The organism is Priestia sp. HNGD-A6, assembly GCF_045784335.1.
GTDB lineage: Bacteria > Bacillota > Bacilli > Bacillales > Bacillaceae_H > Priestia > Priestia zanthoxyli.
Map to the genome: position 1 here is coordinate 3,507,131 of NZ_CP138621.1, position 13,542 is coordinate 3,520,672.

A 13,542-nucleotide genomic window follows, 5' to 3' on the forward strand; every position below is an offset into this window, starting at 1 on the left:
ATGATTACCTCCTCGTCATATACAGTTTATGAATAAAAAAGAAAGATGTGACTATATTGTGTAATAAAACAACATTTTGAGTCGGATGAACCTACGGGGGTAAGAAAGCGAAAGAGTGAAACGGCTTAGTTTACAAATAAAACACAATCCTGTATACTACATTAATGACTAAATCGTAATGATTCTGAGAAAGTAAATGGGTAACGGAGTATACGATAGAAACCGTGCCCTCTTTTGTATGGAGAAATATAAAAAAAGAATGGTGAGGCGCATATGAATACACCTGATATCATTGAAATTGATCATTTATCATTTCAATATGATGGAGTGAATGTATTAGAAGATATAAGTTTTTCAATTCCAAAAGGAGCTTTTTTGGGGCTCGTTGGTCCAAATGGTTCTGGGAAATCAACGCTAATCAAATGTTTGCTTGGTTTGCAAAAACCATCTCAAGGTTCAATTCGTTTATTTGGAAAAGATCAGAGAAGGTTTAAAGAACGAAGTAAAATTGGATATGTATCGCAAAAAGCGAATAGTTTCAACAGCGGCTTTCCTGCTACCGTTTTTGAAGTGGTTTCCACGGGCCTTACTTCAAAACTAGGTTTGTTTCGCTTTATGAATGCTTCTCATAAACAAAAGGTAAAAGAAGCGGTAGAAGCAGTGGGGATGAGCGAATTTTTAAATCGAAACATAGGAGAGCTATCCGGTGGTCAGCAGCAGCGAATTTTTATTGCACGCGCGCTTGTAAGTGAGCCCGAGCTGTTAATTTTAGATGAGCCTACGGTCGGAGTGGATGCACAAAATGTATACACTTTTTATGAGCTTCTTGAAAAGTTAAATAAAGAAAAAGGAATTACGCTTGTGCTTGTTACTCACGATATTGGAACTGTCTCGGAAAAAGTAACCCACGTTGCTTGTTTAAATAAATTTTTACACTTTCATGGGAACGCCAAAGAATTCGAACAGCTTTGTGAACATGACGTATCTATGTTTTATGGTCATAATGTTCATGTGTTAACCCATGATCATCATCATGGAGGGCAGCACGTATGATAAGCAGTTTATTTCAATTTGAGTTTTTGCGAAATGCATTTTTAACAGGTATGATTATTGGCGTCTTAGCTCCTTTATTGGGCACGTTCATCGTAGTAAGACGTCTTTCTTTAATTGCAGATGCGTTAAGTCACGTGACGCTAGCCGGAATTTCTGCGAGCTTGCTTCTTAGTCAGAAAATAGGGTTTATGCAAGGAGTGAACCCCGTCTATTTAGGAATGGTGTCTTCCGTTACAGGGGCTCTTTTTATCGAGAAGCTTCGAGGGGTCTACAAGCACTATCAAGAGCTGGCCATTCCGATTATTTTATCGGGCGGAATTGGTATTAGTGCAATTTGTATCTCGCTGGCAGACGGTTTTAATAATGATTTAATGAATTATTTGTTTGGAAGCGTGAGTGCAGTTAGTCGTTCGGATCTTTGGACAGTTGTTGTCATAGCCGTATTTGTAATAGCTATTGTCTTTTTCTTATATAAAGAATTGTTTATTTTATCTTTTGACGAGGAGCATGCTTCTGCTTCTGGAATTAAATCGAAGTGGATGCACTTTTTATTTATCGTGATGGTTGCTCTTGTCATTGCTGTATCGATGCGTATCGTCGGTATTCTATTGGTGTCATCGCTTATGACTCTTCCTGTAGCAGCAAGCATTCGTTTAGCTAGAGGCTTTAAACAAACGATTCTGCTTTCGGTGATTTTTGGTGAAATATCTGTTTTAGGCGGATTATTTTCAGCGTACTACTTGGATTTAGCACCAGGCGGTACAATTGTTGTCATTGCTGTTGTTATTTTAATCATATCTATTATGATTAATAAAGGACGGAAGGGGAAACAAAAATGAATTTAACTGAAGCCATTCATTTATTAAAAGATCAAGGATATAAACATACAGGAAAACGTGAAGAAATGCTTGCCTTGTTTTCAAAATCAAATAAGTACTTAACGGCAAAAGATGTATTAGAATATATGAAGCCTGATTATCCTGGTCTAAGTTTTGATACAATCTACCGTAATTTATCATTATTTGTGGAGTTAGGCGTACTTGAAATGACGGAGCTTTCGAGCGAAAAGCACTTTCGATTTAAATGTGCAACTGCTCATCATCATCACCACTTCATTTGTTTAGATTGTGGAAAAACAAAAGAAATTGAAGCTTGTCCGATGGAACACGTAAACGAGGATTTGCGAGGGTATAATATTACAGGCCATAAATTCGAAATTTACGGTCAATGTATAGAATGTAATCAATAAAAAAGAGAGGGCGTTAAGCACCTCTCTTTTTTATTTTTGCTGTTCTTTTAACCAGTGGGCTACCCACTGATCTGCTTCTAGCCAGTTATATACGCGAACCACTCCTTTTGGAACAGGTAAGCGATTATAAGGAGTATCAAATAAGATAACGGGAATATTGCATTCTTCACTGATTTCACAAGCATTATCATGTTTGTCTTCAAAAAAGATATCAACATCGTATCGTTTTGCTGTCTCAACTTTAAAATGAGAGCCGACTAACTCAATGTGATGAAACGATAGCTCATTTTTTTGAAACCATTCTTCCGTGACGTCCAATAGCTGATCGTGCCTTGCACTAATAAAGAACAATTCGTGCTTTTGATGCCACTTTTGCAAAACCGCTTTTGCATCGTCTGCAAGTGGAGAGGTTTCGTAAATAGAGCGTTCATTTGCTTTAAACCATTTCCCGAGTTCTGCAGGTGATACATTTACAAAAGGGCTGAAATCATATTCTGTAATATCTTCAAGTGTTAAATTTAAGTTAAAGGCTTTATTTAAATGAGGAACAAAAGTTTCAGGAGAGGTAACAGTTCCATCAATGTCAATTCCAAACTTTTTTGTCAACTACGTGCACTCCTTTAATACGTTTATTCTACTTAGGTGCTTGATTATTCTTGTCTAGTGTAACATAAAGCCTAAAGAGAAACAGTAATACTTTTTATACTCCTTAAGAAAAAAGATAAGGATGATTATACGGTGTGGGAATCGTGCAGGTATCTATTTTTGCAAAAAAATGAGCAGCTGTATAAGATTAACACTTATAATTTTTTCTCGCATTCAGATACTATAAATGCTCCTTATTTACGAAAGCGAGGGATTAAGCATGGAGAATGAAGAACAAAGGCGTAGAAAAGATGTATATGAAGCTGATTTCATGGAAGAAACTGCAGCTGAAGTGGGCGTTCCTTACCGAGTAGGAGAGCCACATGCAGAGCGTGAAGTTATAGATATTGACCGCAATCGCAATCATGAAGTCGCTGGACGAGGAGAAGGAACGGGATACGGTCGTTTCGCACTCGTGCTTTCGATTCTTTCACTATTCTTTTTACCAATTATTCTTGGTGCCGCTGGGATTATTCTAGGGTTTATCGCACGCAGAAAAGGAGCACTTACGCTAGGAGCATGGGCAATAGGGATCGGAGTTGTATCGATTATTGTCGGTACGTTTATATTACCGTTCTTTTCATAAAAAAAGCGAGGCGCATATGCGCCTCGCTTTTTTTGGTTATGATTTAGCTGCAGCTTTTTCAGCTTCTTGCTTTGCGTGATATTCAGCAGCAATTTTATCAATTTCTTTTTTTAGTTCCTCAACCATTGTTTCTTCCGGAACTTTGCGTACGATTTCACCTTTGCGGAATAGAAGACCTTCACCGCGTGCTCCTGCAATCCCGATATCAGCTTCACGAGCTTCGCCAGGACCGTTTACAGCGCAGCCAAGTACCGCTACTTTAATCGGTGCTTTTACAGTTGAAATATACTCTTCAACTTCATTAGCAATGCTAATTAAATCAATTTCAATACGTCCGCAAGTTGGGCAAGAAATAAGCGTTGCAGCATTGGAAGCTAAACCGAATGATTTTAGCAACTCGCGTGCAACTTTTACTTCTTCTACAGGATCCGCACTTAAAGAAATACGTAATGTATTTCCGATTCCTTTAGACAAAATAGCGCCAAGACCTGCTGCACTTTTTACAGTTCCCGCAAATAATGTACCCGATTCTGTAATTCCTAAGTGAAGAGGGTAGTCAAAAGCTTGAGCAGCTTTTTCATATGCTTCAATTGCCAAGTTAACATCGGATGCTTTCATTGAAACGATGATGTCATGGAAATCAAGGTCTTCTAAAATTTTAATGTGATGAAGTGCACTTTCTACCATGCCATCTGCTGTCGGATAGCCGTATTTATCTAAAATACGTTTTTCCAGTGAACCGGCGTTAACTCCAATACGAATTGGAATATTTTTAGCTTTTGCAGCATTTACAACAGCTTCCACTTTTTCACGGCGTCCAATATTACCTGGGTTGATACGGATTTTATCCGCTCCGCCTTCAATTGCTTTTAACGCTAAGCGATAGTCAAAATGAATATCTACAACTAATGGAATGTTAATGCGTTTTTTAATTTCAGGGATTGCATCTGCTGCGCGCTCATCTGGACAAGCAACACGAACAACTTGGCATCCTGCTTCTTCTAAACGTTTAATTTCTGCAACCGTTGCTTCAACATCATGTGTTTTAGTGGTTGTCATACTTTGAATAACTAATTCGTTACTGCCCCCAATTGTTAAATCTCCAACTTTGACGGGGCGTGTTTTTGTACGATGTATAATTTCACTCACGTGATAATCTCTCCTTCAAAATGAAATCAAGAATTTGAATTCATTAATAGAATAACTCTTTATGAACAAAATAACTAGTAGAAAGTACTACCTTAGCTATTTTAACAATGACTATCCCATCTTGACAAGAAGAATGCTGTCATTACTTGTAAATAGGGAACTTATACGTTTTTCCAATTTGAATATCTTCAGGCGCTGTACCGTTATTTAACTTCTTAAAGTCTTTAATCATTTGGTTCATAGAAACCGGTATCGATTTTTTTGTAAGCTCTTCAATGACGGACAAAACTGTATCGCCTGGCTTAATTTTTATTTTTGTATAGGTGGAAGAAGAGCTGGCGGCTTTTGTTTCTGCAGGCTGCGCTTTGCTGACTTGAACTGCTTCAGTCGCAGTAGGAATGGTCCCGTATTTAATGTCGTAGTGACAAATATATCCGATAAAAGCGAAAGCGGCTAATGCACATAGCTTTTTCATTACGCTCCTCCTTCATTCTTTTGCTTATGTGTAAAGCCTATGCTTGTCTTACTTAAATATGATTGGAGAACGAAAATTGAAAGAAAAATTAATGATTGTTTCATTAGGCTTATTGCCTTTCATCATGGTGCTGGGAAATTCCATGCTCATTCCTCTGCTGCCAAGCATTCAAAAGTCACTTCACTTAAGTGGAGTCCAAACCAGTTTGATACTGAGTGTATTTTCGATTCCGGCTGCATTGTGTATTCCTGCGGTAGGAATTTTATCAGATCGATATGGACGTAAAAAATTAATTATGTATTCCCTCATCGTGATGATAATCGGTAGCCTTGTCGCTGCTAGTAGCGCTTTGGTCTCTTCTGGAAGCTTTGCTGTGTTGATGGCTGGAAGAGTGATTCAAGGGATTGGCGCTGCTGGTACTACAACGTTGGCAATGGCATTAACTGGAGATGTATTTACAGGGGAAAAAAGAGCAAAAGTCCTTGGGATTTTAGAAGTATATAATGGAGCTGGAAAAGTGGTTGCACCTATAATTGGAGCAACGGCGGCACTCGTTGTATGGTATGCCGCATTTTTTGTGTATCCTTTAGCTGCAGGTGCTGCTTTAGTAGGTATAGCCTTGTATGTGAGAGAAGCGAAAACAGGTTCAGATTCAGTATCTGTTGGAGAGTATTTAAAGAGAGCCATTGGGATTGTCTATGATAAAAGAAAATCGCTTTTTCCTTTATTCTTTGTCGGGGGACTGGGGTTGTTTTTATTATTTGGCATTTTATATTACTTATCTTTTTTAATAGAGGAAACGTATCATATAGACGGTTTTTTCAAAGGAACCGCTTTTTTATTTCCTCTTGGAGCGATGACGCTCGTTTCTTATTGGACCGGTCAGCGAATCAAAACAGATGTAGTGCTCATGAAAAAATTGATGATAGTAGGAATGATTCTTTTATTTGTAATGTTTGGCGTATTAACGGTGATTTATACGCTTCCTGTGCTGATGTTTTGTTTGACAGTCGCCTTTGGCGGCTTAGGATTTGTTCTTCCTTGTATTAATATGATGATTACTTCAGCGGCTTCAGACGAAGAAAGAGGATTTATTGTATCCATTTATGGAACGGTGAGATTTTTAGGAGTAGCGTTGGGACCCGTTGTTTTTGAAGTGTGGATGCATACTGAAAGGCTGATGTTTATTTATAGCTTTAGTTTGCTCGCAGCAGGAGGTTTGTGGGTTTTGTATCAGTTGAAAATTTTTTCTTCTGCAATGGGGAGAAGAAAAGTTGTACAGAAATAAAGAGGCTGGGACAAAAGTATGTTAGTTGAAGAAGCTCCCAACAAATTTGATTCTTGATCAAGAATTAAATTCGTTCGGAGCTTTTCATTGGCAGGGTAAACATAGATTTTATGTATGTAGGTGCTTCTAGCGGTTGATTGGATTCATTTCGTTATGTTTCAATCGCTTTATTAGGTTTTACCTTTTTTCTCATAGGAACCCTTGTGACGAGCAATAAGTAAATGAAGAACGTTCCTATCCAGTAAAGAGAGCTATGTGTTGCTAGAGACAAAGAAGAAGCTTCAAAAAGCGTATAAAGCAGCGTGAAGGCTACCGTACTATAAGCGCTCAGTGCCCATAGCTGTTTGAAAGGAAGCTGCTTCTTAGTGATGAGTCCAATCAGTTTTCCAACATAAGCAAGGCAGGTAATAGAAAGGAAGTTTAGTCCAGATGTTAATACGTACAGTAAAAGCATAGCGATAGGGACAAGTATGTATAAAGAAAATTTTTGTTCGTGCAGCAAGTTTAACAGTTCATTTTTATCTTTATGATGCCAGTTTAGCAACTCATATGAATACGTTTGTGTTTGTGAATTAGTCGTAATGTAAATTCCATCCTTTAAAAAACCAATTGCATGAGCAGGGGAATGAAACCGTTCAATAGACTGTGAGGGGTCTAAGGTAAAAACGGTACCGTTTACTTTTTTTGTGAAAGGTTGGCTTGACGTAAGCTGTGAATTTGAAATAGAAAAAAAAGAAACAGATTTCGGGAGATCTGTAGTCGCGGTATGATAGCCGTTTACAATCGTCAAAGTCATAAAGAAAAATGTAGGCAGCAAAGAAATGAATGTTAAAAACAGCACAAAGCCAATTGTTTTATTCGTATGCTCAAAGCGAAGCGACCTTATTTTTTTGAAGGAAGTAAAACTCCATGCTATCTTTTTCAGCATGCTCATTGTAAAGCCTCCTATTATTGAAAATTCTGATTGTACCTTATTTTATAGCGGAAATTTAAGGTTTACAATAGATTTTAGAAAACGTTACCAATTACAATGGTGCGATGGATCGTTTTGTCAAAAGCATTTCTTTATATGTACAGATTTTGCTGTCATTGTTTTTGGGGGTTATTACGGGCAGTTTGAGGACTGTGCTGTCAATAGTGCAGTGGTACACTCAAAAATCGTTATCTGAAGATATATTCGAAAGTAAAATAAAGGAAGGTCTCGTGGTGCAAGGTCTTTCTTTATAGGAGTGGTTATTGTATGATAAATAGTAATAATAAAAAGGATAGGTGCGGGCATGGCTATTTTATGTTGGGCATTAGTTATCATTAGCTTTGTTGTATCGTTTGTTGGGTTGGTTTATCCCATCATCCCAAGCGTGCTATTTGTAGCGCTAGGATTTGTCATATACGGTTTATTTTATGATTTTAGCTCCTATAGCTGGTTATTTTGGGTGATACAAGGATTGTTAGTTGTCGCACTTTTTTTAGCAGACTATATCGCTAATATTATTGGTGTGAAAAAATTCGGAGGCACTAAAGCAGGCGTTTGGGGAAGTACAGTTGGATTGCTTGTGGGTCCGTTTGTTATTCCGGGATTTGGAATTATTTTAGGGCCGTTTATCGGAGCGATTGTAGGAGAACTGATTGTTCATCGGACCACAATTAGCAACGCAGTAAAAATTGGAGTAGGTTCGGTTATTGGCTTTTTTAGTGGCGCTATCTCGAAAGGATTTATTCAACTGTTGATGATTGCCTATTTTTTATACGCTGTTTTAAAATAATATATTGACTTTAGGCCAGAAACATGTTAAATTTTTAATGTCGCTAGTAAATGTTATATTGTTCCACAGTAGCTCAGTGGTAGAGCTATCGGCTGTTAACCGATCGGTCGTAGGTTCGAGTCCTACCTGTGGAGCCATGGCGGTGTAGCTCAGCTGGCTAGAGCGTACGGTTCATACCCGTGAGGTCGGGGGTTCGATCCCCTCCGCCGCTATTTTCCAATTTACGTTTGTGACATACATAATTCATATTGTTCCACAGTAGCTCAGTGGTAGAGCTATCGGCTGTTAACCGATCGGTCGTAGGTTCGAGTCCTACCTGTGGAGCCACGTGGACCCTTAGCTCAGCTGGTTAGAGCAGACGGCTCATAACCGTCCGGTCGCAGGTTCGAGTCCTGCAGGGTCCACCATTTATAGGGTTGGAGGAATACCCAAGTCCGGCTGAAGGGATCGGTCTTGAAAACCGACAGGGGTGTTAAAGCCCGCGGGGGTTCGAATCCCTCTTCCTCCGCCATACTATTGTCTATTCAAAGCTTCTTTTGAGAAAAAGAAGCTTTTTTTATGTTTAAAAGAATAGCGAATGGGAATTAGGTAAATATAAATCATGGATTAGGTACTTTTTATTTGAAAGAGTAGGGTAAATTTGCTAATCTAAACGTATATGGTGCTTTTGCGCCAAAATGCTTACATATTTTGAAGGAGGAATTATTCATGGCTTACAAATTACCAGAACTACCTTATGCATACGATGCACTGGAACCACATATCGACAAAGAAACAATGAATATTCACCACACAAAACATCACAACACATATGTTACAAACCTAAACGCTGCTGTTGAAGGCAAAGCGGATTTAGAAAGCAAAAGTATTGAAGAGTTAATTTCAAACTTAGATGCTGTTCCTAAAGATATCCGTACAGCAGTACGCAATAACGGTGGCGGTCATGCGAACCACTCATTATTTTGGACAATCCTTTGCCCTAACGGCGGCGGTGCTCCAACTGGTGAATTAGCAGACGCTATCGCTAGCAAATTCGGCAGCTTTGATCAATTCAAAGAAGAATTTGCAAATGCAGCTAAAACTCGCTTCGGTTCTGGCTGGGCTTGGTTAGTTGTAAACAACGGCGAATTAGAAGTAACAAGCACACCAAACCAAGATAGCCCATTAATGGAAGGCAAAACGCCAATTCTTGGTCTAGACGTTTGGGAGCACGCTTACTACTTAAATTATCAAAACCGCCGTCCAGATTACATTTCAGCATTCTTTAATGTTGTAAAATGGGACGAAGTTGCTAAGCGTTACGACGCTGCAAAATAAGCTGAAGACGTATTTAAGAGCCAGTAAAGTAATTATTACCTTTACTGGCTTTTTTGTTTTCCAATTCTTTTACATATCTCCTTTTCTTTTTCACACACTAGGTGTAGAAGAGAAAAGGAGTTTTTTGATATGCCTTTATTAAAAAAAGTAGTTGGAGATGTAGAAGTTAGTAAAGATTTACTTTTGCTTTTAATTATAGGCGGTCTTTATGCCTTGGCTATTTCAATTTCCAATTCGTTTGTTAACATTTATCTGTGGAAACAATCAGGCGAATTTTCGGATCTCGCTATTTATAATTTAGCGGTAGTGGTGCTTCAGCCGCTTACGTTTATTTTAGCAGGTAAATGGGCCAAACGAATTGACCGGGTTGTGGTTTTAAGGTTAGGCGTATCTTTTTTAGCTGTTTTTTATATCGCTGTATTGGTCAGTGGAGCTAACGCAGCCGAGTATTTAGTATTGCTTGGTGGACTGCTAGGTATAGGATATGGCTTTTATTGGCTAGCTTTTAATGTGCTAACTTTTGAAATTACAGAACCTGATACAAGAGACTTTTTTAACGGATTTTTAGGGATCTTAAACTCTTTTGCAGGGATGATTGGTCCTTTAGGAGCGGGCTTTGTTATTTCCGCTTTGTATGAATCACTTGGGTATAAAATTGTGTTTGGTGTATCTCTGCTATTGTTTGTCGGTGCCGTTGTGCTTAGTTTTTTTATTACAAGACGCGCAGCTGAAGGAGTATACAAATTTAAAGAAGTGTGGGCTGAACGAAAAGTCAACAAAGACTGGAATCGAATATTACAGGCTCATTTCTTTCAAGGATTGCGTGAAGGTACGTTCATTTTTGTCGTATCCGTTATGGTATTTATTACGACGGGAAGTGAATTAGCTTTAGGAACTTATGGACTGGTGAATTCAGCGGTGGCGTTTGTAGGATACTATGTAGCCTCAAGATTTATTAAGCAAAAAAACCGCCTTCGATTTATTTTCACCGGGGGCCTCCTTCTCTATGGAGCAGTCTTTTTGCTTATCTTTAACTTATCGTATCCAAAGTTAATTATATATGCTGTTTGTATTGCCATTGCCTATCCTATTTTGTTGGTTCCATTCATTTCTCTAACGTACGATGTGATTGGACGAGCAAAGGACGTTGTTTCAAAAAGAATCGAATACATTGTTGTCAGAGAAGTATTTCTGAATATTGGGCGCGTTGTTTCCATATCTTTATTTTTAATAGCCGTACTATTTTTTGATGAAGCAAAAAGTATTCCCATTTTATTAGCTATTGTTGGAGCAGGGCATACGGTCATTTATTTTTGTGTAAGACATATCTCACAGCCTCTGCACAAAAAAGAAACGACTGTTACTCCTCCAGTATTAAATGAAGGAGACGGAGAGTCTCCAGCTTAGAGTATTATCAGCTCCTTCATTTGTACTATGGAAAATGCCTCGCTTTTCTTTTAGAATAAATACGTTGTGTAAATAGGCACCTGCCAGGTGTCTATTTATTTGCTAAATGTCTGATTTTATGGTGTTATGGTATATATGTTTTATAAAGTGTAGGTGTTGGTATGAAAAAGAAAAAAAGAAGAAAAAGTCACGTGCCTTTTCGTGTGAACTTACTTTTCTTGACCGTATTTGCCCTATTTTCCGTATTAATTTTGCGGTTGGGACTTGTTCAAATTGTGTACGGTGAGAATTACGAACGAGAAGTCGAAAAAACACAGGACGTTACAGTCAGTACGCCTGTTCCTCGAGGGAAAATGTACGATCGGTATAACCGCGTAATTGTAGATAATACCTCTTTAAATACGATTACATATACTCGTTTTCAAGGAAATACAGCTGAAGAAAGGCTGCGCATCGCTAAAAAGTTAGCCACTATGATCGATGTTTCTTACACCACAAATGTGATTGATATTCCAGAAAATAGAAAGAATAAAGATGCTAAAAACGTGGTAAAAATTACAGAACGTGACATGAAGGATTATTGGATTATGCTTCACCCTAAAGAAGCGGAGCAGAAAATTACGAAAGCTGATCGTAAAAAAGTTCAAGATGGTGAAATGACTGATGACGAACTGTATCAACGTCAGTTAGACCGCATTTCTAAAAAAGATTTAGAAAGTTTAAAGAGTGATTTAGAAGTTCTAGCTATTAAGCGCCAAATGGAGGCAGGTTATTCTAACACCCCGCAAATTGTTAAAAGCGGTGTGACAAATGAAGAGTATGCCGTTGTAAGTGAGCATTTAGATGAACTTCCGGGTGTTGATACAACAACGTATTGGGATCGCTCATACCCAGAAAACAGCACTCTCCGTACTTTGCTTGGAAATGTATCCTCTGCCAACGAGGGTCTGCCCAAAGATAAAGTACAGTATTACTTATCAAGAGGCTATAGTCGAAATGACCAAGTTGGGACGAGCTATTTAGAGAAGCAATACGAAGCTCAGCTCAGCGGTCAAAAAGAAAAAGTCCAGTATGTAACAGATGATAAAGGAAATCTCCTTGATACAATTCAAGTGTCGAAAGGCGAACGCGGCAGTGATTTAGTTTTAACTATTGATATGGAGCTTCAAAAAGCGGTAGAAAAACAAATTACGGACCAGCTTTTAGCCAAAAAGAAAATGAAAGGAACGCAGTTTTTAGACCGTGCTTTTGTGATTATGATGGATCCTCACACAGGAGAAATCTTAACAATGGCAGGTAAAAAATACACCATTGATAAGAAGACTGGGGTACCTAAAATAGAAGATTTTGCATTAGGGAATATTTCAACATCTTATACAATGGGCTCTGTTGTAAAAGGGGCAACGGTTCTAGCTGGCTTAGATTCAGGAGCTATTAAGCCAAACACAGTGTTCGTTGATGAACCGTTAAAAATTAAAGGAACACCAATTAAGAAATCAGCTGAGGCTGAGGGGTTAGGACCCTTAACGTATTCATCCGCGTTAAAATATTCATCCAACGTATTTATGTTTAAAACGGTAATGGCGATGGCTGGATTACAGTACCACAAGAACATGACTTTACCGATTAAACCTGACACATTCAGCGAACTGCGTTCGTACTACAGTCAGTTCGGCTTAGGCGTATCAACAGGCATAAACCTCGATAACGAATCAACAGGTGTACAAGGCGGAAGCAATGTTCCAGGTACAGCGCTTGATTTAGGAATTGGCCAGTATGATACGTACACGCCGCTGCAGCTTGTTCAATATACTTCTGCAATAGCTAATGGAGGGTATCGCATCAAGCCGCAGCTAGTAAAAGAAATCCGAAAGCCAACGATAAAAACCGATGAAATTGGCGGTACGCAGCATTCATTTGAACCTGATGTGTTAAATCGTATCACGATGAAAGAAGAATACATTAAAGATGTTCAAAATGGCTTTAAGCGGGTTACGCAGGAACAAGGCGGTACAGGGTACGCAGCTTTCCATACAGCGAACTATAATCCTGCTGGTAAATCTGGAACGGCACAAGCCTATGAGAAAAACCCAAGCGGAGGGGATCCGATTAAAGTTAATAACTCAAACTTTGTGGCCTTTGCTCCGGCAAATGATCCTGAAATTGCAGTAGCTGTCGTGGTACCATCGGCATTTGTGCCAAGTGCACCAAATACCATTACAAAAGAGCTTGCTCGTTCTGCGCTCGATACGTATTTTGATTTAAAGAAAAAAGGTGAACAAGAAGTAAAAGATCAAGAAGAGAATCAACAGGCTGTCATTGCAAACGACGCCAATTAAAGAGGCTGGGAAAAAGCAGATTAGTTGAAGTAAGATCCGAACGACGTTGATTAAGAATCAACGCTGTTCGGATTTTTTTATTGAGAGGGTGAACGTAGATTTCATGTAAGTAGGTGCTTTAAGCGGTTGATTGGAGGGCAGGGCGAAGACTTCTGCCGGAAAAGCGGAAGAAGTGAGACCCCGCAGGAGCGGAAGCGACAACGAGGCTCACCGGCCGCCTGCTTGCACGGAAATCAACAGTGGTGTCAGAAGTGATTCGTACTGGCTTATT

14 protein-coding genes and 5 tRNA genes are annotated in these 13,542 nt (G+C 38.8%); 15 read left to right on the forward strand and 4 right to left on the reverse strand.

From position 1 onward, the window contains the following. The first annotated feature begins 273 nt into the window (after positions 1-273). Genes SCI76_RS17880 through SCI76_RS17890 form a run of 3 tightly spaced genes read left to right on the forward strand, consistent with a single transcriptional unit; the run spans position 274 to position 2,302 of the window. Positions 274-1,053: a metal ABC transporter ATP-binding protein gene (locus SCI76_RS17880; RefSeq protein WP_028411634.1), complete on the forward strand. Its 780-nt coding sequence runs from the start codon at positions 274-276 to the stop codon at positions 1,051-1,053. Continuing rightward, positions 1,050-1,892: a metal ABC transporter permease gene (locus SCI76_RS17885; protein WP_028411633.1), complete on the forward strand. Its 843-nt coding sequence runs from the start codon at positions 1,050-1,052 to the stop codon at positions 1,890-1,892. Before SCI76_RS17880 ends, SCI76_RS17885 begins: the two co-directional genes overlap by 4 nt. After that, positions 1,889-2,302 carry a Fur family transcriptional regulator gene (locus tag SCI76_RS17890; RefSeq protein ID WP_221831995.1) on the forward strand — a complete coding sequence of 138 codons (414 nt, stop codon included), beginning with the start codon at positions 1,889-1,891 and terminating at the stop codon, positions 2,300-2,302. Before SCI76_RS17885 ends, SCI76_RS17890 begins: the two co-directional genes overlap by 4 nt. A 30-nt stretch (positions 2,303-2,332) precedes the next feature. Here the strand turns inward: SCI76_RS17890 and SCI76_RS17895 are convergent, their stop codons facing one another. Next, complete coding sequence (locus tag SCI76_RS17895) at positions 2,333-2,908, reverse strand: 5' nucleotidase, NT5C type (protein ID WP_221831997.1); 576 nt, start codon at positions 2,906-2,908, stop codon at positions 2,333-2,335. 259 nt (positions 2,909-3,167) lie between these two features. On the opposite strand from SCI76_RS17895, the gene SCI76_RS17900 reads away from it, so the two are divergent. Then, entirely contained in the window at positions 3,168-3,533 is a 366-nt protein-coding gene (locus SCI76_RS17900; RefSeq protein WP_013059205.1) for a hypothetical protein, read from the forward strand. A 36-nt stretch (positions 3,534-3,569) separates the two neighbouring features. Here SCI76_RS17900 and ispG read toward each other — a convergent pair whose 3' ends face one another. Together ispG and SCI76_RS17910 are read right to left on the reverse strand one after the other, a co-directional pair. After that, positions 3,570-4,673 (reverse strand): flavodoxin-dependent (E)-4-hydroxy-3-methylbut-2-enyl-diphosphate synthase, encoded by a 1,104-nt coding sequence (gene ispG, locus SCI76_RS17905; RefSeq protein ID WP_201763664.1) that lies wholly within the window; start codon positions 4,671-4,673, stop codon positions 3,570-3,572. A gap of 151 nt (positions 4,674-4,824) precedes the next feature. Further along, the gene (locus SCI76_RS17910; RefSeq protein WP_028411630.1) at positions 4,825-5,157 is read right to left on the reverse strand and encodes a hypothetical protein; all 333 of its coding nucleotides are present in this window, start codon (positions 5,155-5,157) and stop codon (positions 4,825-4,827) included. 76 nt (positions 5,158-5,233) lie between these two features. Here SCI76_RS17910 and SCI76_RS17915 point away from each other — a divergent pair, with 76 nt between their 5' ends. Continuing rightward, the gene (locus tag SCI76_RS17915) at positions 5,234-6,445 is read left to right on the forward strand and encodes an MFS transporter (RefSeq protein WP_053074054.1); all 1,212 of its coding nucleotides are present in this window, start codon (positions 5,234-5,236) and stop codon (positions 6,443-6,445) included. A 151-nt stretch (positions 6,446-6,596) separates the two neighbouring features. Here SCI76_RS17915 and SCI76_RS17920 read toward each other — a convergent pair whose 3' ends face one another. Further along, positions 6,597-7,379 (reverse strand): DUF1189 domain-containing protein, encoded by a 783-nt coding sequence (locus SCI76_RS17920; RefSeq protein ID WP_255905617.1) that lies wholly within the window; start codon positions 7,377-7,379, stop codon positions 6,597-6,599. Positions 7,380-7,722: 343 nt separating this feature from the next. On the opposite strand from SCI76_RS17920, the gene SCI76_RS17925 reads away from it, so the two are divergent. From SCI76_RS17925 to SCI76_RS17970, 10 genes are all read left to right on the forward strand, one after another. Beyond that, positions 7,723-8,208, forward strand: coding sequence for a DUF456 domain-containing protein (locus SCI76_RS17925; protein ID WP_028411626.1), 486 nt, complete (start codon positions 7,723-7,725; stop codon positions 8,206-8,208). A gap of 62 nt (positions 8,209-8,270) precedes the next feature. Next, a tRNA-Asn gene (locus SCI76_RS17930) sits at positions 8,271-8,345 on the forward strand. A gap of 1 nt (position 8,346) precedes the next feature. Next, positions 8,347-8,420, forward strand: a tRNA-Met gene (locus SCI76_RS17935). Between the two features lie 40 nt (positions 8,421-8,460). After that, positions 8,461-8,535, forward strand: a tRNA-Asn gene (locus SCI76_RS17940). 3 nt (positions 8,536-8,538) lie between these two features. Further along, positions 8,539-8,615, forward strand: a tRNA-Ile gene (locus SCI76_RS17945). An 11-nt stretch (positions 8,616-8,626) separates the two neighbouring features. Next, a tRNA-Ser gene (locus SCI76_RS17950) sits at positions 8,627-8,719 on the forward strand. Between the two features lie 197 nt (positions 8,720-8,916). Continuing rightward, the gene (sodA, locus tag SCI76_RS17955) at positions 8,917-9,525 is read left to right on the forward strand and encodes a superoxide dismutase SodA (RefSeq protein WP_407544057.1); all 609 of its coding nucleotides are present in this window, start codon (positions 8,917-8,919) and stop codon (positions 9,523-9,525) included. A gap of 129 nt (positions 9,526-9,654) precedes the next feature. Next, a complete protein-coding gene (locus SCI76_RS17960) occupies positions 9,655-10,932 on the forward strand; it encodes an MFS transporter (RefSeq protein WP_221832001.1) in 1,278 nt (425 codons plus the stop codon). Positions 10,933-11,093: 161 nt separating this feature from the next. Beyond that, positions 11,094-13,271: a penicillin-binding protein 2 gene (locus SCI76_RS17965; protein WP_221832003.1), complete on the forward strand. Its 2,178-nt coding sequence runs from the start codon at positions 11,094-11,096 to the stop codon at positions 13,269-13,271. Positions 13,272-13,397: 126 nt separating this feature from the next. Next, complete coding sequence (locus tag SCI76_RS17970; RefSeq protein WP_255256887.1) at positions 13,398-13,526, forward strand: hypothetical protein; 129 nt, start codon at positions 13,398-13,400, stop codon at positions 13,524-13,526. Positions 13,527-13,542 lie beyond the last annotated feature (16 nt).

Bases quoted from the DNA above. Each gene is read 5' to 3' on its own strand.
- SCI76_RS17880 (WP_028411634.1), top strand. From the start codon at position 274: ATGAATACACCTGATATCATTGAAATTGATCATTTATCATTTCAATAT.
- SCI76_RS17885 (WP_028411633.1), top strand. From the start codon at position 1,050: ATGATAAGCAGTTTATTTCAATTTGAGTTTTTGCGAAATGCATTTTTA.
- SCI76_RS17890 (WP_221831995.1), top strand. From the start codon at position 1,889: ATGAATTTAACTGAAGCCATTCATTTATTAAAAGATCAAGGATATAAA.
- SCI76_RS17900 (WP_013059205.1), top strand. From the start codon at position 3,168: ATGGAGAATGAAGAACAAAGGCGTAGAAAAGATGTATATGAAGCTGAT.
- SCI76_RS17910 (WP_028411630.1), bottom strand. From the start codon at position 5,157: ATGAAAAAGCTATGTGCATTAGCCGCTTTCGCTTTTATCGGATATATT.
- SCI76_RS17920 (WP_255905617.1), bottom strand. From the start codon at position 7,379: ATGAGCATGCTGAAAAAGATAGCATGGAGTTTTACTTCCTTCAAAAAA.
- SCI76_RS17925 (WP_028411626.1), top strand. From the start codon at position 7,723: ATGGCTATTTTATGTTGGGCATTAGTTATCATTAGCTTTGTTGTATCG.
- sodA (WP_407544057.1), top strand. From the start codon at position 8,917: ATGGCTTACAAATTACCAGAACTACCTTATGCATACGATGCACTGGAA.
- SCI76_RS17960 (WP_221832001.1), top strand. From the start codon at position 9,655: ATGCCTTTATTAAAAAAAGTAGTTGGAGATGTAGAAGTTAGTAAAGAT.
- SCI76_RS17965 (WP_221832003.1), top strand. From the start codon at position 11,094: ATGAAAAAGAAAAAAAGAAGAAAAAGTCACGTGCCTTTTCGTGTGAAC.